The 20,520-nt window shown below is 30.3% G+C and carries 20 protein-coding genes and 2 pseudogenes; 5 read left to right on the top strand and 17 right to left on the bottom strand.

Going from position 1 to position 20,520, the window contains the following annotated elements; genetic code table 11:
• The 3 genes and pseudogenes from KPL37_RS16455 to KPL37_RS20330 all read right to left on the bottom strand — a co-directional run.
• Positions 1 to 119, bottom strand: a pseudogene (locus tag KPL37_RS16455) (FprA family A-type flavoprotein); the annotation flags it as partial.
• Positions 120 to 475: 356 nt separating this feature from the next.
• On the bottom strand, positions 476 to 1,189 hold the full coding sequence (locus KPL37_RS16460) for a PTS sugar transporter subunit IIC (RefSeq protein ID WP_216151120.1): 714 nt from the start codon (positions 1,187 to 1,189) through the stop codon (positions 476 to 478).
• 79 nt (positions 1,190 to 1,268) lie between these two features.
• Positions 1,269 to 1,523, bottom strand: a complete 255-nt coding sequence (locus tag KPL37_RS20330; RefSeq protein ID WP_216151101.1) for a PTS sugar transporter subunit IIC — start codon at positions 1,521 to 1,523, stop codon at positions 1,269 to 1,271.
• Between the two features lie 393 nt (positions 1,524 to 1,916).
• Between KPL37_RS20330 and KPL37_RS16470 the strand changes: the two genes are divergently transcribed.
• Entirely contained in the window at positions 1,917 to 2,864 is a 948-nt protein-coding gene (locus KPL37_RS16470) for an L-lactate dehydrogenase (protein WP_216151102.1), read from the top strand.
• Between the two features lie 179 nt (positions 2,865 to 3,043).
• Here KPL37_RS16470 and KPL37_RS16475 read toward each other — a convergent pair whose 3' ends face one another.
• Genes KPL37_RS16475 through KPL37_RS16485 form a run of 3 tightly spaced genes read right to left on the bottom strand, consistent with a single transcriptional unit; the run spans position 3,044 to position 4,688 of the window.
• Positions 3,044 to 3,274, bottom strand: coding sequence for a hypothetical protein (locus tag KPL37_RS16475; RefSeq protein ID WP_216151103.1), 231 nt, complete (start codon positions 3,272 to 3,274; stop codon positions 3,044 to 3,046).
• 4 nt (positions 3,275 to 3,278) lie between these two features.
• The gene (locus KPL37_RS16480; RefSeq protein WP_216151104.1) at positions 3,279 to 3,938 is read right to left on the bottom strand and encodes a 3-oxoacid CoA-transferase subunit B; all 660 of its coding nucleotides are present in this window, start codon (positions 3,936 to 3,938) and stop codon (positions 3,279 to 3,281) included.
• A 33-nt stretch (positions 3,939 to 3,971) separates the two neighbouring features.
• Positions 3,972 to 4,688, bottom strand: a complete 717-nt coding sequence (locus KPL37_RS16485; RefSeq protein ID WP_216151105.1) for a CoA transferase subunit A — start codon at positions 4,686 to 4,688, stop codon at positions 3,972 to 3,974.
• A 790-nt stretch (positions 4,689 to 5,478) separates the two neighbouring features.
• On the opposite strand from KPL37_RS16485, the gene KPL37_RS16490 reads away from it, so the two are divergent.
• Positions 5,479 to 6,372: a polysaccharide deacetylase family protein gene (locus KPL37_RS16490; RefSeq protein ID WP_216151106.1), complete on the top strand. Its 894-nt coding sequence runs from the start codon at positions 5,479 to 5,481 to the stop codon at positions 6,370 to 6,372.
• Positions 6,373 to 6,397: 25 nt separating this feature from the next.
• Here KPL37_RS16490 and KPL37_RS16495 read toward each other — a convergent pair whose 3' ends face one another.
• The 3 genes from KPL37_RS16495 to KPL37_RS16505 are packed head-to-tail and all read right to left on the bottom strand — an operon-like array spanning position 6,398 to position 9,981.
• A complete protein-coding gene (locus KPL37_RS16495) occupies positions 6,398 to 7,861 on the bottom strand; it encodes a hypothetical protein (RefSeq protein WP_216151107.1) in 1,464 nt (487 codons plus the stop codon).
• 37 nt (positions 7,862 to 7,898) lie between these two features.
• Positions 7,899 to 9,284, bottom strand: a complete 1,386-nt coding sequence (locus KPL37_RS16500) for a sensor histidine kinase (RefSeq protein ID WP_216151108.1) — start codon at positions 9,282 to 9,284, stop codon at positions 7,899 to 7,901.
• Between the two features lie 4 nt (positions 9,285 to 9,288).
• Positions 9,289 to 9,981: a response regulator transcription factor gene (locus KPL37_RS16505; protein WP_216151109.1), complete on the bottom strand. Its 693-nt coding sequence runs from the start codon at positions 9,979 to 9,981 to the stop codon at positions 9,289 to 9,291.
• Between the two features lie 262 nt (positions 9,982 to 10,243).
• Here KPL37_RS16505 and KPL37_RS16510 point away from each other — a divergent pair, with 262 nt between their 5' ends.
• A complete protein-coding gene (locus KPL37_RS16510; RefSeq protein WP_343216299.1) occupies positions 10,244 to 10,870 on the top strand; it encodes a cupin domain-containing protein in 627 nt (208 codons plus the stop codon).
• Between the two features lie 78 nt (positions 10,871 to 10,948).
• Here KPL37_RS16510 and KPL37_RS16515 read toward each other — a convergent pair whose 3' ends face one another.
• The 3 genes and pseudogenes from KPL37_RS16515 to brnQ all read right to left on the bottom strand — a co-directional run bounded on the left by KPL37_RS16515 (position 10,949) and on the right by brnQ (position 13,338).
• On the bottom strand, positions 10,949 to 11,149 hold the full coding sequence (locus KPL37_RS16515; protein WP_216151126.1) for a hypothetical protein: 201 nt from the start codon (positions 11,147 to 11,149) through the stop codon (positions 10,949 to 10,951).
• A gap of 126 nt (positions 11,150 to 11,275) precedes the next feature.
• The gene (locus KPL37_RS20335) at positions 11,276 to 11,956 is read right to left on the bottom strand and encodes a tetratricopeptide repeat protein (RefSeq protein ID WP_216151110.1); all 681 of its coding nucleotides are present in this window, start codon (positions 11,954 to 11,956) and stop codon (positions 11,276 to 11,278) included.
• Between the two features lie 123 nt (positions 11,957 to 12,079).
• Positions 12,080 to 13,338 (bottom strand): annotated as a pseudogene (gene brnQ / locus KPL37_RS16525) (branched-chain amino acid transport system II carrier protein).
• A gap of 262 nt (positions 13,339 to 13,600) precedes the next feature.
• On the opposite strand from brnQ, the gene KPL37_RS16530 reads away from it, so the two are divergent.
• Positions 13,601 to 14,812 (top strand): Nramp family divalent metal transporter, encoded by a 1,212-nt coding sequence (locus KPL37_RS16530; protein WP_216151124.1) that lies wholly within the window; start codon positions 13,601 to 13,603, stop codon positions 14,810 to 14,812.
• 51 nt (positions 14,813 to 14,863) lie between these two features.
• Here KPL37_RS16530 and KPL37_RS16535 read toward each other — a convergent pair whose 3' ends face one another.
• Positions 14,864 to 16,039 carry an SAM-dependent methyltransferase gene (locus KPL37_RS16535; RefSeq protein ID WP_216151112.1) on the bottom strand — a complete coding sequence of 392 codons (1,176 nt, stop codon included), beginning with the start codon at positions 16,037 to 16,039 and terminating at the stop codon, positions 14,864 to 14,866.
• Between the two features lie 347 nt (positions 16,040 to 16,386).
• Here KPL37_RS16535 and KPL37_RS16540 point away from each other — a divergent pair, with 347 nt between their 5' ends.
• Positions 16,387 to 17,526 carry a sugar diacid recognition domain-containing protein gene (locus tag KPL37_RS16540; protein WP_216151114.1) on the top strand — a complete coding sequence of 380 codons (1,140 nt, stop codon included), beginning with the start codon at positions 16,387 to 16,389 and terminating at the stop codon, positions 17,524 to 17,526.
• An 86-nt stretch (positions 17,527 to 17,612) separates the two neighbouring features.
• Here KPL37_RS16540 and KPL37_RS19910 read toward each other — a convergent pair whose 3' ends face one another.
• From KPL37_RS19910 to KPL37_RS16555, 4 genes are all read right to left on the bottom strand, one after another.
• Positions 17,613 to 17,858: a S8 family serine peptidase gene (locus tag KPL37_RS19910; protein ID WP_343216297.1), complete on the bottom strand. Its 246-nt coding sequence runs from the start codon at positions 17,856 to 17,858 to the stop codon at positions 17,613 to 17,615.
• Between the two features lie 12 nt (positions 17,859 to 17,870).
• Positions 17,871 to 18,272, bottom strand: a complete 402-nt coding sequence (locus tag KPL37_RS19915; protein WP_343216298.1) for a protease inhibitor I9 family protein — start codon at positions 18,270 to 18,272, stop codon at positions 17,871 to 17,873.
• Positions 18,273 to 18,457: 185 nt separating this feature from the next.
• Positions 18,458 to 18,847 (bottom strand): tautomerase family protein, encoded by a 390-nt coding sequence (locus KPL37_RS16550; protein WP_216151116.1) that lies wholly within the window; start codon positions 18,845 to 18,847, stop codon positions 18,458 to 18,460.
• 181 nt (positions 18,848 to 19,028) lie between these two features.
• A complete protein-coding gene (locus KPL37_RS16555; RefSeq protein WP_216151118.1) occupies positions 19,029 to 20,252 on the bottom strand; it encodes a Zn-dependent hydrolase in 1,224 nt (407 codons plus the stop codon).
• Positions 20,253 to 20,520 lie beyond the last annotated feature (268 nt).

Consider the following 20,520-nt stretch of genomic DNA (forward strand, 5'->3'; position numbering starts at 1 on the left):
ACAATGTTTGTATAATACCTTCTAGCATCATCAAGTAAGTCGCGGTCAAAGTTCATCTCGTCATTAAAAATCTTACCATCCAATGATCCGAAAGATCCAAAAGCATCTGCATTCCTCAGTTATATTTCTAACACAATACATACATATACCTCCTTTTAATTAATACGGCTCAAAACTCAGGTGTCTCATCCAATTCTTTTTTAACTCTAGAATATATCTACCCACCCTGTTTTACTTCATCAACCATACTTAGAAATCTTTCTTTTAAATGTATACTTAAACTATAATAGGTTAATTGTATACCTAAAAGGTATACAATATAACCTAGTTTGAAATATTATGTAATATTTATTATTAATTAAAAATTAATTAAAAATTAATAATATTAAAAGTAAGTTCATAATAAATGAACTTCCTTTTATCAAAAAATATAGGCTACTTATCCTTTTGTTAAGTAAATTTATAATATTAATATTTATTGTATTTTCATATGCATATCTCCAGTTTTTATAAGTCCTGATTTTTTCATTGCAATATAAATAGGCATTATTATAGCTGAAGGTAAAATTATACCAGTAAATATATAAATTAAAATTCCTTTTACACCTCTTGTTGCCAAAATATTAAGGGGTGCAATTAATGAATTAAGTCCAAGCCCTGCAAGTTCATATGTAGTAGTAAATTTAAATAAAACTGTTGCTATAGGTGCACATATAATTGCGGCAATAAATGGTGGTATTAACAGTCTCGGATTTTTTATAACATTAGGAAATTGTATTTTTGGCGTTACCAGTCCTTGTGCTATATTAGCTCCAGAATCATTTTCTTTAAAAGACATTATTGTAAAGCCCACAAACTGGATAGTGCATCCTATAAGTGCTGCTCCACTTGATACAGGGTCAAGTTTAAGTGCAATTGCAATTGCTACAGAAGATGCAGGTGTCATTAATAAAGTACTCCAACTAAGAAATACTAATGCTGATCCAATTAATGGAGATATGTTTATTGTATATGCAATTTGAGCGCTAAGCCAATTAAGTGCTGGCGTTACTACCGCTGCAAGACCAAGGCCTGCAACACCCCCAACTACAACTGCGCAAAATGGTATGGCCATCATATCTAGTTTTGTTTTTCCAGCTACTTTTTTTCCTACATATACAGCTATAATGGCTGCTATTACTGCACTGATGGGTTGTCCAGATACAAAAGTAAGTCAAAGAGTAGTAAAGTGGACTGCATTAGCTCCAACTGTAGCCGCAATCATAGCACTAAATATAACAAGTGTTTCCCTTAAGCTGATAGGCAACTCCAGCTCCAAGGGCAGGTGCAAGCATCGATTTTGCAATCGTTCCTATTCCAATAAATGCTTGCCAATGCATAAATTTTCCTAAAGTTTCACAAAGAAGTCCAATTCCAAGCATAACAAGTACTGCATTTGCAATGCCTGCTGCTACCTTATTAGCCATTTCTCTTACTGATTTCTTATTTTCTGCCACAATTACAGTGGTTTGGGAAGTTTCCACTTTAGTCATCTCCTTATAATTTTAAAACTATATTACAAACATAAAAATCATATTTATAAATTAGAACTAGACTTATATTGAAATTATTAGTTCTAAATATAAAATTAGGTAATTATGTTAGTGATTATGAATTATACAGAAAGAGAATGATTTTGTAAAGCCATTTAGCAGATAATTGAATTAATAATATTTTATTTAGTCAATTAGTTATAGATTCATAATACTTTCATAATATTTTGTGACGTTACACTTCAACCGTAACGTCCTTAAATGTTATTATTTATACATAAACAGAAGAGTAAATAGAATTCACAGTATTTATTAAGATTATTGATAATAATTTTTAATTAGCATATAATATTTATATACTAACTAACGAAGGGACGTTTTTAAATGAGGACAAAAGGAAATAAAATATCAATAATTGGAGCAGGTTTTGTAGGTTCTACTACAGCATTTGCTCTAATGACTAGTGGACTTGCATCTGAAATTGTAATTGTAGATATAAATAAGGAAAAAGCCGAAGGCGAGGCAATGGATTTATCACATGGTGCTTCCTTCGTAAAACCTATAGATATAACTTCGGGAGAATATTCTGATACAAAAGACTCTGATATAGTAATTATCACAGCAGGAATTAGTCTTAAACCAGGAGAAACAAGACTTAATTGTATTGCAAATAATTTTAAAGTATTCCAAAGTATAATCCCAGAGGTTGTAAAATACAGCCCTGATTCTATATTAGTGATAGTATCCAACCCTGTGGATATATTGACTTATATAGCTTATAAACTTTCAGGCTTTCCAAGTAATAGAGTAATTGGCTCAGGTACGGTTCTTGATACTTCAAGACTTAAGTACCTTCTTAGTCAACGTTTTGAAGTTGATGCTAGGAATATTCATACCTATATAATGGGTGAACATGGAGATTCAGAAATTGCTACTTGGAGTTTAACTAATATTGCAGGTATGAATGTTGATGAGTATTGTAGTCTTAGCTCTAAAAAATGCGATGAAGATATGAAGTCTACTATACATAATGACGTAAAAAGAGCAGGATATAGAGTCCTTGAAAAAAAAGGTGCAACCTATTATGCTGTCGCTCTAGCAGTAAAAAGGATAGTTGAAGCAATATTAAATAATGAAAACTCTATTCTTACAGTATCATCTCTACTAAAAGGAGAATACGGAATAGATGAAGTTTATATGGGAGTGCCAACAATTTTAGGTAGAGAAGGAGTAAAGAAAATATTACAAGTTAACCTCAATGAAGATGAAAAAAATCAGCTTATCGAATCTGCCAAGGTACTCACAGCAATTATAAAAGAGTCAAAAATATAAGCTTTAGTCATTTAAGTAAACAATACACCTAGAAGTTTATAGTAAGTCTTACGTAGATGAACAATCAGTTTCTACCCTAAAAGGACAAAAAGGTCTCTTAAAATAGAATTATTTTCTATTTTAAGAGACCTTTTACTTGCGATGTTAAACATTCAATTAATGACTAGCTTGCTTATCGCTCATGTCATCTGTTCTTTGTTTTCCTTTTGCTTTATACTATTCATATCTTTTTTACCCTCATCGAATGCAACTATTTCTTTAAGGGTATTTAAAATAAGGTTCGGTAGTAAACTGGTTTTTCCTTTTTTATCTAGCGCTACCATCGTAAAAAATGAAGATAATGCTTTTTTTCGGTCAGAACACTCTAAATCTTCTACTTCAACAGTTACTATCCTAAAATTAAAAAACAAAAACCTATAACCTATATACTGTTACCTTATCAGAAACTGTAAAATCAGCCTCGGTAATGTTACGAATGTCATCAACAGTTAGACCTTCAAACATTTCAGTAAGTACAAGCCCAGTAGGCGTCACTTCGAATACTGCTTTCTCAGTAACGATAATATCAACTACTCCCTTCCCCGTAATTGGAAGAATACATTTTTTTAATATCTTAGATCCACTCTTACTAGAATGCTTCAATGTAGCAATAACTTTGCGAGCCCCATTTACTAAATCCATTGCCCCACCCATACCTGGTGCAAATTTTCCTGGTGCAAGTGGCATAGCCCAGTTTGCAATATTTCCTTCTTGGTCTACTTCAAGTGCTTCGAGTACTGTGGCATCAACATGACCTCCACGAATAATACAAAATGATGTAGCCAAATCAAAAACTGCAGCTCCAGGTAATAAGCTAATTGGTTGACCACCAGAGTTTGCAACATCCGGATCTTCCTTGCCGAGTTTTGGCGTAGGACCAAACATTAAGCATCCATTTTCTGATTGTAATATTACCTCAACACCTTCCTCTAAATAATTGGCAACTGCTGTAGGCATTCCAAACCCTAAATTCACCACTTGATCATTACTTAGTTCCTTAGCTGCCCTGCGAGCAATTATTTCTCTTGCTTCCATACTTATTACCTCCTTTGATTTATAAATAATCAATTATTTTAATTGCTTAGAACCAACCCACAAATCAGTATATACTTGTTTATGCTCATCAAATGAATATCCTTGTACAACTGCCTGTACAAATACACTTGGTGTACCTACGCATTCAGGTTCAATACCACCAACATCAACTATTTCATTAACTTCTGCTACTGTATAGTCTGCACCCATTGCCATAATTGGATTGGTATTAATGGCTAAGCCACGATATTGAATATTTCCTAATCTATCACCTTTATAACCTTTAATAAATGCAAAATCAGCCTTCAGTGGCAATTCAATTAAATACATTTTGCCCTCTATTATAAGTTTTTGTTTACCTTCTTCAACTAATGTACCTACACCTGTAGGCGTAAGAACTCCACCTAATCCAGAACCAGCGGCCCTAATTTTTTCAACAAGACTACCCATTGGAAAGTATTCAATTTCAATATCTCCATTCTTAAATTGTTCTAGTGAAAGCTGGCATGTACCGGAATGAGCGGTAATTAATTTTTTGACTTGCTTGTTTTTGTAAAGCCTGGCAATATCAAAATCTTGACCTGGATAGGCATTAACTACTGATATTATGGTTAAATCCTTAACACCTTTTTCTACCAATTTATCAATTGCTTTAAGCGGTGCTCCACCCCCTAGAAATCCACCAAACATAATTGTCGCTCCATCGTGAACCTTTTCCATCACTTCATCTAAACTCATAATTTTATTCATGAAATTATCCCCTTTCACTAATAGCTTGTTATATACTCTTAAACCTCTCCAATACGTTTTACTTCATCAACCATACTTGGAAATATTAATATAAAATGTATAGTTTTATCGTATACCTAAAACGTTTACAATACAACCTTACTTAAAAAGATTACTTTATTGATTCTGTTCTAAAGTTATTATTTTACCAACTTGTATATTAGCAATTTTTCCACCTTTTGCTGTGTATAACTCGTTGTGATTTTCCTATGTAACTCCTTGTACTGGCTTTCCTTGTTTTTTACTCGTCCGAATAATCTCATATGTTAATACATAAAATTTTTCATTTCATTACATATACTTTAATATTTTTAATATATATGTAAAATGACTTTATATTTTCAATAAAAAATACATCAAGTTTTCTTATCTCATAGAAAAAACTGCAATTGCATGAAAAAATAAAATTTTAAGGTAATATGTAATGAAATTGTAATGATTTTGTAATCTCTTAGATTATAATAAGTAGTATTATAAGTGTATAGCTGAATAGAGGGATTTATGGGATAGTATTCAAAGCAAAATATTGTCATATAGTTGGTTTTTATGTAATTTAATTGTATTGTTATAAATCTTATAAATTTATCCAACTTTGTTTAACATTTAAAATTATTGGGGGGAAATTAAATTAAAAAACATATTTTAAAAGCAATATTATATCAGAAACAAAAAAATGTACAATGACATTTCACTATATATGGTCATAGTATATACAGTACAATTATAAATACTAGTTAATGGAGTGGTTAATATGAATAAAAAGAAGAAAATTAATAAAAGAACTTTAAAAATAAATTTAATATCTAGTTGTATTTTTATAATTTTAATAGGCACAATCATAATAAGTAAAAATTTTACTAAAGAAGAAGTTAACGCTGAACCAGTAATTGTACCAGCTACTGCTACCGTTACCACTTTATCAAAAAATCACACCGTAAATAAAGAAGGAGAAAAGTATATTTATGATGCTGCAAAAGTAAGTGCCATATTAAATTACAAAGCGAAAAATGACAATCATAAAATAGCTTTTCTTACCTTTGACGATGGTCCATCTACTACTGTAACCCCCCAAATATTAGATATTCTAAAAGAAAATAACGTTAAAGCAACATTCTTTTTGCTTGGAGAAAATATAGAAATAAATAAAAAAAGTAAAGAACTTGTAAAACGTGAGTTTAATGAAGGACATGCAATAGGCAATCATACTTATGCTCATAATAGAAATAATATGTTATTCCCTAACAACCAAGTTAATGTACCCATTTTCATGAAAGATGTGAAAAAAAACGATGATGTTTTAAAAAATGTTCTTGGTCAGGATTTTACCACAAGGATTTTAAGAGTGCCAGGAGGATATATGTCAAGATTATACTATAATGATTCTAATTTACCAGAATTTGATGCAAAGTTAAAAAAAGAAAATTTAATCAGTATAGATTGGAATGTTGAAATTAAAGATGCATCAGGTAAGCGCAATAAAGGTCCAGCAGAGTTATTTAGCATATTAAAAGAAGAGGTTGGAACAAAATCGAAAGTAATTATATTGATGCATGATACTTATGGTAAAGTGCAAACTGCTAATGTGTTGCCTCAAATTATACAATATTTAAAAGATCAAGGATATGAATTCAGAACAATAAAATAAGTAGTAACGCGTTTCGCGTTACTACTTATTTTACTTTTTTTTGCCACTCATCCACGTAACTACCCGTAGCCCACTGTGACATTACTGGCATTTCTCCTGCTTTAAGCTTCAAAGTTAGTGAATTTTCTCCTAGGTTATATCCTTTTATAGTAAATACCATTAATTTAGTATTAGTTAGAACAACAACAAAATCTCTATTAGGAGATGAATAAGCATCTACTGCACTTGGAACCTTTGTTTTTATTACGTTAAAAGATGGAAATAAATTATCATATGTAGTTAAAGATTTAGGTGTAGCATAAGGAATATCAAAATCTATAAATGAATGCTTACTCTTTATTTGCGACATTCTCCCTCTTAGTATCCATCGACCGCTTCTTCTTATTACACCCCAATTATTATCCACTTTTTCAAGCTTTTCATCTTGGGCATTTTTAGGTATGTTTAAAAATATCCCTGACAAATTAGATTTTGCAGTTTCTCTTCCAAGTATACTTGTAAGTTTTATGGATTCTCCCATTAGATTATCCATTGGAAATATTTTAAGCTTACTATTAGAGGACTTCTTTTCTAAATCATTATTATTTACATTCTGCACAATATCAGTAGAAACATAATTACCACCTACAAATTTAATAGCTATACTACCTTCTGTTTTTGTATACTTTATTTGTTTGGCATTTATGGGTTTAGTAGGATTAACTGAATTAATTGGATAAGACCAAAGTGTATCCTTAGTATCTTCATTTTCCATTTTCGTACTTACGCCTACCTTCCAAAATCCGTTTTGCCTGGGAAGTAGCAAATCTTTAGTCTGCTCAATAGAAAGAATTTTATCATCTACAGAACTAATCCATAAGGTTCTATATGAATATTTACTCAGCCCAATTTCTCCTTTAGGATTTTCATACCTCAGTCCAAGTAATAATCCTGACTTAGATCTTATTTCTTTTTCTGCCTTGCTGATTAAAACTTTTATGTTGTTATCTTTATTATAGGAATGAGTAACACAAGAATCTTTTACTTTATGGAAATATAACAAAATACCATCATAGTTTTTTATCAAGGTTGACTCATTAAGCTTTATGTACTCATCAAAAAAAATCTCATTAGAATTAATCGTAATAATTTGTACATTAGTATTTTGTATTCCTAAACTTTTAGCACTTATTTTTATACTATTCCAAAAATAACTTTTAGTATTAACGGACTTAACTTTATATTTAACATCCTTAGATATATTACCATTAAACTCAACATTACCTCCCTTAAAATAAGCAACCTTTTCGAGTAATTGTTTTGCTTTTTTATCATCTATTGTAGTTAGACCAGTAGAAACATATTTTTCTACTATCCAGCTTCCCTGTATAGGCGATACAGTAAGTTTCTTATGTAATCCTTGAGAGCTTAAAGTTAATCCTGCATATTGACTCCATATAAAAAGTATAATAGAAAATATAATAATAAATAAACATAATACTTTTTTCACTAGGAGTCACCTCTTATATATTTAAATTTTATTGTTTTTATGTCAAAGGTAAAAATATTTTAACATCTGTACCCATACCGTATTCGCTTGAAATCTCAAGTTTACCATTGTGCATTTCTATAATTTCCTTGCAAAGAGAAAGCCCAATTCCATTTTGTGACATACTTGTTCTACCTTTGAAAAATTTTTCTGTTACTTTAGGCAAATCCGACTGTGGAATTCCTATTCCATTATCCTTCACAATAATGCAAATATTATTACCGTCACTACATGCTTCGAGTGTTACTTTACCTCCTTCTTTTGTAAAATTAAAAGCATTATCTAAAATGTTACCAATAACTTGATTTAACCTTTTCTCATCCGCAAAAACTGGAACTAAATTCTCTTGTGTTTTACAAGTAAAATTAATATTATGACGTATTGACTTAGGCATAAATTGTTTTTCTATGTAGGCTATAACGCTTTGAATATTTATATATTCTTTTTTAAGTGGCACTTTTCCAGATATGAATTTAGAAAAATCTAACAATTCTTCCACCATTACTGTAAGCCTATCACTTTCCTTTTCTATGATGTTAAGTCCAACTAGAATTTCTTCCTTATCTTCTAAACTACCAGACCTAATAGTCGCAGCCCAACCTTTTATAGATGTCAGAGGAGTTCTAAGTTCATGGGAAACAGACGCAATAAATTCATTTTTCACCTTCTGACTTTTTTGAATTTCTTCTGCCATAAAATTAAATGTATCCGATAGTTCCCCAAATTCATCATTCCGTCTTTTTTCAAGTCTTTCATTAAAGTCTCCAGATGCAAATTTTTTAGCTAGAGTATTTACTTCATCTAATGGTCCCACAATAGTATTAGAGATAAATATACTAGAAACACCAGAAATAACAATTACAAGAGTTCCAACTCCTAAGAAAAGAATTATTATTTTATGAATAAGTGCATCTACCTCAGATAAGGAAGTAACGAAACGTAATACCCCCTCTATTTTATTAGATGATCTTAAGGGGTAAGAAACATACATAAAATTTTCATTTGTAGACTTATCTTTCTTAGTAAATGTTCCAAGTTCACCTTTCAATGCTTTTTTCACATCATCATCTTCGATATGTTTTTCATTAAAATTGCCAATTGAATCCATTAGCATCATTCCTGACTTATCAATAATTTGGACCTCTGCAGAGGTATTTTTCCAAAAAATATCGTCATTATTCTCCACATTTTCCTTTAAACTAGACGAGGAAAAATAATTATTATAAAAATCAACAGATCCCTTAATTTGTTTTGAAAGTAATGTTTCCATATTTTGATAGTAATATTTTTCTAAAGAAACAGTAAGAAAAACTTCTAAGGTAATTACAGTGAAAACAATCACTAATAGATAACTCCAAACAAGTCTAGCTTTTATACCCCTCAATATATCACCTCTTTTTCCATCTATATCCAACTCCCCAGACTGTTTCTATATACTCTGGCTTAGAAGGGGCATTTTCAATTTTTTCTCTAAGACGCCTTATATTAACATCTACAATTTTAGAGTCTCCAAAGTATTCATAATTCCATACTAAGTTTAATAAATCATCTCTGCTAAAAGCTTTTTCCTCATTTTCCATAAAGGTCTTCAAAATTAAGTATTCTTTAGGAGTTAAATCTAAAAGTTGTTTAGTTTTATATACCTTCATCGAAACAGTATCTATAGTAAAACACCCAGAAATTAATTTCTCAGGATTTTTATCTTCACTGCTATGATTTATTCGTCTAAGTAGAGAATTCGCTCTAGCAATAAGTTCTAAAGGATTAAATGGTTTTACCATATAATCATCAGCACCGTACTCAAGTCCCATGATTTTATCCATATCTTGTCCCCTAGCGGTAAGCATGATAATACCCAAATTCGGAAAATCATTTCTTAATAATTCACAAGTTTTAAATCCATCCATACCAGGAAGTGTTATATCTAAAATTATTAAATCTGGTTTCTCTTGATGGACCTTTTCTAAACCTTCTTCTCCGGATACAGCTTCAATTACTAAAAAGTTGTTTCTTTGAAAGTTAATTTTAATGAACCCTCTGATAGATTCTTCATCTTCTACAATGAGCACTTTTTTTTTCATAATTTCACCTCTTACTTACAATTAATATTTTAAAACATTCCGATTTCCATATTATCAGTTATGATTATATCATAATAGAGCTTCGAAATATTGCATGTAGTAATATTGTAATTGTTTTGTAATACTTTTTGTACTGGTAGATTTGAACGCAATCCATCATCTAATTTAAATCCTTATCTATTTCTATTGAGATTCACAAATAAGAGACTACACATTTTCTAAACATATAGCATATTATATATTTTATAGACCTATGAAAGGAATGATCTGTATGAATAAAATGTATCCATGCCCTTATTATGTTAATACACCAAGTCATAATTTAAACAACATGTATAATATTTATAGTATGTACCCACGCCCTTATTTCATTATCCCACAAATGTATGATTCAAATTTTCCCAAACAGTTTTCTAATCAGTATGCTCCATTTGCTAATGAAGTTGAGAATGATAGTTTACTTAAGTTGAATGATTATGGACCAGAACCGTTTGTAATTAATATTGAGAAAGCTACTGTACAAAATAACAATTTTCGTACAGCTTTATGGACAGGAACCCATTTACAACTTACCTTGATGAGCATCAATGTTGGTGAAGACATAGGTTTAGAAGTTCACCCAAACCTTGATCAATTTATACGTATTGAAGAAGGTCAAGGGCTTGTTAAAATGGGCGATAGAAAAGATATGTTATATTTTCAAGAAAAAGTCTATGATGACTTTGCATTCATTATACCTGCTGGAAAATGGCACAATCTAATAAATACAGGTAAAAAGCCACTTAAATTGTACTCTATTTATGCACCACCTCAGCACCCAAAGGGTACAGTTCATGAAACTAAAGCGATTGCAGAAGCTGCTGAAAACAACCACGATCGCCTATATTAAGTGTACTGTAAAAAAGCTATAAAAAATTATAATGAATTTATTAAGGAAAAGAAATAAGCAAAAAAATAACAAGGGAATTTATTGTCCCCTGTTATTTTTTCCAACTAAACCTCCCCCATTACCTGATGATGGACTTTGTGTTCCATGGATTGATGCTCGCCTATTATTTTTTTGCATAGAAGATTTTGCTTTTTTTTCTTCAATAACTTTTTTCATCATTTCCATGTTTTTATTTATATCATTTTTCATACTTTCACCCTCTTTTTTTATTTTTTGCATCTTTAAAACACTTTATTCCTACTCCTTCTAAACTAATATTCACAATAAATATTCTTAAGGTATGCTTATTATTTTACTGATTTATTATACCCCACAAATATTTTTTTGAATAGTACCAAAAAGATTCTATTCCCATATTAATTGCTTAAATTGTTTATACTTTTTTACATTATCAAAATCTTTTTCATTTTTTGCTTCATTTTTAATATTTGGATTAATAGCAATACCTAGCTTTAAATACTTTACAGTATTATTAATATCACCTTTTCTTCCATAAATACTGGCTATACCATAATAACTCCATTCAAATTTTTCAACCTCCAAATCTTTTTTGTACCATGTAATAGCCTTAGTATAATACCCGAATAGTTCATAAGCTAGTGCTTTATTAAATCTTGCGTATCCATAATTAGGTTTTAATTTTAAGGAATTATCAATCTGCTGCATACCAGTCTTAAAATTTCCATTATAAGCTAATGCAATTCCTTTTACAGCATATGCTTTATAAAATTTAGAATCTTCTTTTAAAACTTGATTTTCCGTTTCAATGGCTTTCACATATTTACCTGCAAAGAATTGGTCATACCCTATCTTCCATTTATTTTCTAAATCTGCATGTTTTTTAGTTGCATATTCTTGCAATTGTTGATTTTTGATTGCTCCACTTTTATAATCATTTACTACCGCTTTATTGCTTATTGAAGTAACATTATTATTTTTCATTTTAACATTAACTACTATCCCTGCCGCCACAGCAAACAAAATAGCAAAAGTTATTAAATTAATTTTAAATGATTTAACTTTCACTTTTCCCACCTTTCCCCATCATAAGTTGTTATTAATTTATAAACAAAAAAGCAAACGGCCTTGGCCCCATAAGTTTTAGGACTTTAGCCATTTAAGTAATTTTTATTTTGAATTTTATAGTTCTTACAATTCCTGATTTAAATTTGGCATAACTGATTTATTTTCTTGATTTGATTTAACTAATCTATTAGAAATTACAAAAGCAATTATAGCTGGTATAACCCATGCAAATCCTACACTAGCTAGAGGAACATATTTAAAAAATTCACTGCTATTTGCTGTTAAACCAATTATAGTATTTAAAACACTTACTATTAAAACTGTATAAGTAGTTATAGTAACTACTTTATTATTTTTTACTATATCACCAAGTAAAGTAGTAACTATTAAAACAATAACAATTGGATATATTATTGTCAAAACCGGATTTGCCAATTTAACTAAACTATCAACATCTTTTGTAGCCATTACTCCACTTACTAAAGCAATTCCAATAGCAATGCTTTCATAAGATAATTTACCATTAAAAAGCTTAGCAAAGAATTTTGATCCAGCTGAAAGGATTCCTATAGAAGTAGTTAAGCATGCAAGAGTAACACATAAACTAAGTATAACACTACCAATACTACCTAGGTCTAATCTAACAATTTCTGTAACCAAACTAGTTCTAGATATACTTTGTGAAAACAAGGTAGTTGTTTGGGTTCCAAGGTACATAAGTCCAGTATACACAAAAGATAAACCGATTAAAGACACTAAAGCTGATTTCAAAGTTATCCTCATTATATCTTTTGGACTTTTATAACCTTTTGCTCTAATAGACGAAATAATTATTGATGAAAATATAACACCAGTCATAGCGTCCATTGTCTGATATCCTTCTATTAATGCTTTTGAGAATGCACCTTCGTAAGATGTAGTTATAATTGGTCCAATAGGCTCTATTATTCCTTTAACTATAATTATAGCTAGCATTAATAAAAGCGCTGGTGTAAGTACTTTGCCTATCTTATCAATTATTGAAGAAGGTTTAAGCGCAAACGCAAGTACTATTGCAAAAACGCTATAATTGATATTTTTTGTCCAATTGATGGAAATAAAGGATGTATTCCCAGTTCGAAAGTTGTTGCAGCGGTTCTTGGAATTGCGAATAAAGGACCTATAATAAGAACTAAGGCTATAGAGACTATTATAGAGAACATTGGGCCTACTCTATCTGCCATTTTTTTAAAATCACCATTGATTTTAGCACAGGCAATTATAGCACATATAGGAATACCAACACCTGTAATAAGGAAGCCTAAAATTGAAGATAAAATTGAATCTCCAGCCGCCCTTCCTAATGCTGGTGGGAAAATTAGGTTTCCTGCACCGAAGAACATTGCAAATAATGCAGAACCTATAACTATTGAATGTTTTGTTGAATTTCTAATCTAAATAACCTCCGTCTTAATTAACATAAATAATTTCTTTTAAAAAATAATTCAGTTTTTATTTTATATATAAATGTAATTTTACTATTTAATGTTGCTTTAAATAATAATTACTTTATAATATATATTATACAACAAAAAGGACGGATGTGATATAGTGAATTTTCCATTTAATAAGATATTATCAAAAAAAAACCATAAGCCCAAACTTATGGCATTAGATTTTTTTAAATACATTGGACCTGGGTTACTAGTAACCGTAGGATTTATAGACCCCGGAAATTGGGCAGCAAACGTTTCTGCTGGTGCTAATTTTGGATATACTCTACTTTGGATGGTAACCCTTTCAACTATTATGCTTATTGTTCTTCAGCATAATGCTGCCCATCTTGGGATTGTTACAGGTAGTTGCATATCAGAAGCCTCTACTGCCGCATTAAAACCAAGACTAAACAAACTGGTGCTTGGTTCAGCTGTTCTAGCTGCAGTATCTACTGCCCTTGCAGAACTTTTAGGTGGTGCTATTGCTTTAAATATGTTATTTGGTATACCTATAAAGCTCGGAACGGTTTTAGTATTAGGTTTGATTTTATGGATGCTTTTTACAAATTCTTATAAAAAACTAGAAAGATGGATTATTGGTTTTGTTTCTATAATAGGAATATCTTTTATATTCGAATTAAGCCTTGTACATATCGAATGGGGAAAAGCTATGATAAGCTGGGTTAAACCTTCTTTTCCTAAGGGATCTATTCCAATAATAATGAGTGTTCTAGGCGCAGTTGTAATGCCCCATAATCTATTTCTTCATTCAGAAATAATACAAAGTCGTCAATGGAATTTAAAAGATGAGAGTGTAATAAAAAAACAACTCAAATATGAATTTTTGGATACTTTTTTTTCAATGATGGTAGGTTGGGCTATAAATAGTGCTATGATACTTATTGCCGCAGCTACTTTCTTTGCGCAAAAGGTTCAAGTTACAGAGCTTAATCAGGCTCAGCAAATGCTGACGCCATTACTTGGAAGCACAGCATCAGTAGTCTTTGCTTTAGCGCTACTCTTTGCCGGAATATCTTCGTCAGTTACTGCTGGTATGGCTGGTGGTAGTATTTTTGCAGGAATATTTGGGGAACCATATGATATTCATGATATTCATACAAAACTAGGTATAGGAATTACTTTAGTTGGTGCTACAATAGCTATATTTTTTATATCACAGCCCTTTAAAGGACTCATCTACTCACAAATGTTCTTAAGTATACAACTTCCTATAACTATATTCCTTCAGATATATCTAACTTCTTCTAAAAAAGTTATGGGCAAATATGCTAACACTAGATTTGATAAAATTACTCTTTGGATTATTGGGCTCATAGTAGCTGCTCTTAATATAATGTTATTATTAAGCTATATATTATAAATTCAAATAATAACAATCAAAAAAAGGCAACTATTAGTTGCCTTTAGTATTTTATTTAGTCATATAATCTCTAGTCAAAGGTAAATCATTATTTACACCTTTGGCAAATAATATTTGATGAACATTAATATTACCACAATTAAATGATGCAGCACAAGAATTCAAATATAATCTCCACATTCTTATAAATATCTCGTCCTTAGTCTTTTCTATTACAGGAAGGGCATTTTCAAAATTTTCAGCCCAATGTTCGAGAGTCTTTCCATAATGCCTTCTAAGACTTTCTACATCAATTAATTCAAGTTCTAGTTCTGCTATATCTGAAATAATAGTTTTAATTGCAGGTACGTGTCCACCTGGAAAAATGTATTTATCTATCCATGTATTATTACCACCTTCATTTACTGCTGTTATACAATGAATTAAAGAAAGTCCTTTATCTTTTAATAAGTCATTTACTATATGAAAATATTCAGATAAATTTTCAAGTCCTACATGTTCAAGCATCCCTATACTAACAATTCTATCAAAACTCATATTCTTTATTTCTCTGTAATCTTGAAGCTTAACTTCTACTAAATCTTCTAGTCCCTCAGCTTTTATTCTTTCATTAGCCTTTTGTAGTTGTTCCAAACTTAAAGTAACCCCAACAGCCTTTACCTTATATTGTTTAGCTGCCCTAATTATAAGTTCTCCCCATCCACATCCTATATCGAGTAAAGTTTGTCCTTCTTTTAAATCTAGTTTTGTTAAAATATGATTTATTTTATTGTTTTGAGCTTCGTCTAAAGTATCAGTATCATTTTTAAAATATCCACAAGAATAATTCATAGAATCATCAAGCCATAATTTGTAAAAATCATTTCCAATATCATAATGAAACTGTATGTTATCCTTACTTCTTTTTATACTACTTGTAAATTTTTTTATAAGTTTTTGATAGTTTTCACTTTTATTTAGAAAACTTTCTTTGTTATTGTATATGGACTCTATAACAAATTGTACATTACCCTTTATTTCTAATTTTTTTGTCATATATGCTTCTCCAAGCGTTATAGACGGGTCATTTAAAACATCGCCCTTTGGTACCTTCTCATTAAAAATAATTTGAAACTCACTTTCACCCTCACCAAATTTTTCTACAATCCCATCCCAAAACTTAATTTCAAATGGATTAGAAAATATGCCTTTGAATAAAGTTTTATAAAATAATTTATCACCAACCAAAATTTATCACTCCTTAATTAAACATTAAATTTAATTTACTTATTTGCTATTTTAAAAATTATTATATGTACTAATTATGCGTTTACACAAATTCACTATATCAATTTTAACAATATTAAAATATAATTAACCTTATTCACCCTTATTATAATTCATATAATTGTTATAATAATAATGCTTTTTATAGTAAAATCAAAAGATTACTTAACGTTATATATATATTATCATGCTTTTTCATTTAATAATCAATATCTAATTGTACAAACATTAAACGTTAATTTTGTCTATATGCACATCAATGATTTTATTTATAGTATCTATTTTTATATAAAAAGGAGATGTACTTAATGGAAATCTTAAGTAGCAAATTAGCTAAAAATATTGTTGAAAGGACTATGAGCGCTGTTAATTATAATATAATTATAACCAATACATTAGGCATTATTATTGCATCCGGAGATATGAACAGAGTTGGAGATATACATGAAGGAGCAATAATAGCACTTAAAAGAAATTCAGAATTTAGTGTTAGTGAGCATGGAAGTGAGGACTTAAATGGTGTTCATTCTGGAACTAACCTAGTTATCGAATTTCAAAATAGAGTAATTGGAGTAATCGGTATTACAGGAAAACCCAGCGATGTTTTAGGTTATGGTAAATTAATTAAAATGACAGCAGAAATGATGATTGAACAAGAACATGTATTAACAGAACTAGAAAGTAACAAGAGAATGAAGCAAGAGGTTATGCTAGCCCTTATATATAATAAACAAGATTCCCTTTCTTTATTAAAAAAACATATTAAGGGATTTGAAATTCCATACAATTACCCTATGTTTATATTTATAATTGAAGTGAATTTTAAAGATAATTCTGACAAAATTGATTTAAATATATTAAATATAATAGTAAGCCTATTAGAAGTGACATATATGGAATCACTAGTAACCATAATTAATTCACAAACCATTGTAGTCTTACATAAGTGTCTGCATGTTAATAATGAAATTGAAGATTATAATGAAAAAATAAAGGAAATCAATGAGAAGATATGTACTCAAATAGGGATTACTGTAAAGATATCAGTTGGAAAAACATATTACAATTTAAATGACATGTATAAATCTTATAGTATTGCTAAAGATACACTTTTATTTGGTGAAAAGATATACCCGAGCTTTAATATTTATATTTTTAATTCACTAAAGTCTGAGATGTTATTCTCTCAAAACAGTGAAAAATGGAAAATAGACGAATTAGAAGAAACTTATAAATTAATAGCTTTAAATGATAATGACGGAGTATTAAGAGAAACTTTAAAAGTTTTAATAGCAGAAAATGGAGAGCTTAACAATGTATCAAATAGGTTATTCATTCATAGAAACACCATTAGATATCGATTAAATAAAATTTATAAAATTACAAATAAAAATCCTAGAAACTACACTGACCTATTTTGGCTTTATAGTGCTATGCTTAATTCTTAATTAAACTTCGAAAAAAGGTATTGAAGCTACTATATCAAATGTAGAGACTTTTTTTAGTCTCTACATTTTAGTTTAAACTTTAATTTTTACATTTTATTTTCTATAGCCCAATCTATACCAGATATTATGTCTGAAGTATAACCACTACCTGTTGAGTCAAGTGCTTTTACAGCATATATTGACGCATCCGGAGCTACTCCTTTAACCCCGCCATTTAATCCTTGGGCAGCAATAATTCCTGTTACAACTGTACCATGTCCATTATCATCAGAATATGATGTTGTCTTTGAACCACTTATTACATTAGTACCACCAGCAACTTTTAAATCCACATGCTCAGCTGCTCATGAATCTATAATACCAATTTTCACTCCTTTACCTGTTAATCCTGATTGCCAGGAAGCAGATGCATTTATATCACTAATACCCCAGTCAGTATATGTAGTTGACGACATTTTAACAACCTTATCTTCTTCAACGTAAGCTACATTTGAATCTTTTTTTAAACTTGCAAGGCTTTGCGATGTCATGTCAGCTACTGCTGCATTAATATGTTTAAATTGATGTTTTAATTTTCCACTGTGCTTTGCTACAGTTTGGCTTTCATTAATACTATTTGTCTTAAATTTAACTATGTATCTTTTCGTACCACTCTGCACTGTTGTCGCCCCAAAAGCTGTACCACATGTTAATATAATAAATAATGTAGACACTAAGAATATTGTAAATAACTTTTTTGAGTTCACTCTATCCCACCCCTTTAATTTCTTTATAATCCATTTATTACTAATAATATCTTATAAATCTCTAAAGAATATGTGAATATTATGTAATAGTGGTTTATAACATAAAAAAATATGTTGGGAAGTTATTAAACAAAACAAAAGTCAGTAATTAACGTACTCATTACTGACTTTTGTCTTCTTATTATTTAAAGTTCACCAGTTAAAAACTGTGCTCTTCCAAAAGCAAAACTCCAATCTTCACCTTCATTAAAGACCATTGAAACCATAATATCTACCGGGTCAATATTGCATTCTTTTTTTAAAGAGATAGCTAATTTTTTATAAAGAGTCTCTTTCATTTCACTTGAACGCTGACGGGATGTAATAGTAATCACAATCACATTACTCGAACGTTCAAACCCGAGTCCAGTATCTTTAATAATCATTTCATAAGCGTGATGTTGATGAACAATTTGATAACGATCCCCTTCTGGAACCTTAAAAGCCTCGACTACCTCAATATGAGCAACATCTAATATTTTTATAATTTCTTTCTCAGTTCTTCCTTCTATCATATCAAACTGTATTAATGGCATTTAAAACCCTCCTATTATCTTTTTTCTTTTGTTGACATTAGCATAACATAAGTCATAAAGGATTTATCAAATCCAACAAACCATGAACAATCAAATAATAAACTTAAGTTTGGAACTATTTTACCAATTAAAATATATCCGCTAGTATCTTTAAAAATTTTTCATGTAATTATTAGTATTCCTATTTCTTATCAATTTCAAGCACTGTCTGTAAAGCTACATTTATGCCACTAAAGCATTCTTCAAGAGATGTAAATTCAGGTTCGCAGTGACTATGTCCATTCTTACTTGGAACAAATATCATAGTAGTAGGTATAATGCTTGCAACGTATTGTGCATCATGTCCTGCACCACTATACATTTTTTTGCTTGTATATCCGTATTCATCTGCGCTCTTTTGAACTAAACCCACTAACTCTTCATTAAATTCAATTGTATCACGGGCCCATGCTTCTTGATACTTAACTTCACACTTATCAAAAACCTTCGGCATATTCTTTATTATTTCAACAACTTGTTTAATAACTTCCGGATCTTGATGTCTTGCATCCAATGAAAAGTCAACCAAATCAGGAATAACCGTATGTACACATGGGTGGCAAATAATCTCACCAGTTGTATATACAAGTTTACTATCAAGTTTATCAAGCTCCGCATGTAAATATTTAAGAACTGACGCTGCAGCCAATAGAGCATCTTTTCTATATGGCATTGGTGTAGTTCCAGCATGATCCGCCTGTCCATATGTCCTAATTCTGTAATTAATCATTCCTACAACGCCTTCAACAACGCCAATTTGCTTCTTTTCAACCTCAAGCACAGGGCCCTGTTCAATATGTAGTTCTAGCATTGCCATATAATCTTTAGGATTAAGTCTGTTTGCAGCATCGCCTATATATCCACTTTCCACCAACGCCTCACCAAAAGTCTTTCCTTTGGGACTCTTAGACTCTAACATCTTATCTTTTTCAAACTTACCACAAACTACGCCTGAAGACATCATTGCAGGTGCATAAAGTGAACCTTCTTCATTGGTCCAAATCATTGCTGTAATCGGATGCCTATGAGGAATTTTTTCTATAGCTATTGTTTCAACAACTTCTAATGCTGTTATAACTCCCAGAATGCCATCGTAGTTACCACCATTTCTAACCGAATCACAATGTGATGCCATTACGATTCTTTGAAGATTAGCTTCTGTTCCCGGTAGAGTTGCATACATATTCGCCATGTCATCAGTAACTGTCACAACACCAACTGCCTCCATTCTCTTAACGAATTCTGCTCTTGCCTTAATTGCTTCTTCTGACAAAGAAAATCTTGTTATACCTCCGTGTCCAGCATCACCAAATGTTGCAAATGTTTCAATCTTGTTTTGTACTCTATCTTTATTACAAATTAACATGTTCCTAACCTCCATTTATACAATAATTAATTGATTTAGCTTAAAAATGAATTATATATTTATTTAATTAGTCATAATTGCTTATTCATTTTTAATTAATTGTTATTTATATTACTTTCTATTTATCATTAAGTCAAGCATTAATACTATAATACTAATATGATCCGTTTATGATAATGTCCTAGTATACCATTTTTGATTATGTCCCAAACAGACAAAAATATAGTGTAGAATTACCTCATAAGAATTTATAAATGAGGTGTTCGTA

Source organism: Clostridium frigoris (assembly GCF_018861865.1).
Classification (GTDB): Bacteria; Bacillota; Clostridia; order Clostridiales; family Clostridiaceae; genus Clostridium_AD; species Clostridium_AD frigoris.

Coding starts and splice junctions, on each gene's coding strand:
- KPL37_RS16490 (WP_216151106.1), top strand. CDS start 5,479: ATGAATAAAAAGAAGAAAATTAATAAAAGAACTTTAAAAATAAATTTA.
- KPL37_RS16555 (WP_216151118.1), bottom strand. CDS start 20,252: ATGTTAATTTGTAATAAAGATAGAGTACAAAACAAGATTGAAACATTT.
- KPL37_RS16505 (WP_216151109.1), bottom strand. CDS start 9,981: ATGAAAAAAAAAGTGCTCATTGTAGAAGATGAAGAATCTATCAGAGGG.
- KPL37_RS16540 (WP_216151114.1), top strand. CDS start 16,387: ATGGAAATCTTAAGTAGCAAATTAGCTAAAAATATTGTTGAAAGGACT.
- KPL37_RS16485 (WP_216151105.1), bottom strand. CDS start 4,688: ATGAATAAAATTATGAGTTTAGATGAAGTGATGGAAAAGGTTCACGAT.
- KPL37_RS16470 (WP_216151102.1), top strand. CDS start 1,917: ATGAGGACAAAAGGAAATAAAATATCAATAATTGGAGCAGGTTTTGTA.
- KPL37_RS16480 (WP_216151104.1), bottom strand. CDS start 3,938: ATGGAAGCAAGAGAAATAATTGCTCGCAGGGCAGCTAAGGAACTAAGT.
- KPL37_RS16515 (WP_216151126.1), bottom strand. CDS start 11,149: ATGCAAAAAATAAAAAAAGAGGGTGAAAGTATGAAAAATGATATAAAT.
- KPL37_RS16550 (WP_216151116.1), bottom strand. CDS start 18,847: ATGCCATTAATACAGTTTGATATGATAGAAGGAAGAACTGAGAAAGAA.
- KPL37_RS16530 (WP_216151124.1), top strand. CDS start 13,601: ATGGCATTAGATTTTTTTAAATACATTGGACCTGGGTTACTAGTAACC.
- KPL37_RS16510 (WP_343216299.1), top strand. CDS start 10,244: ATGATCTGTATGAATAAAATGTATCCATGCCCTTATTATGTTAATACA.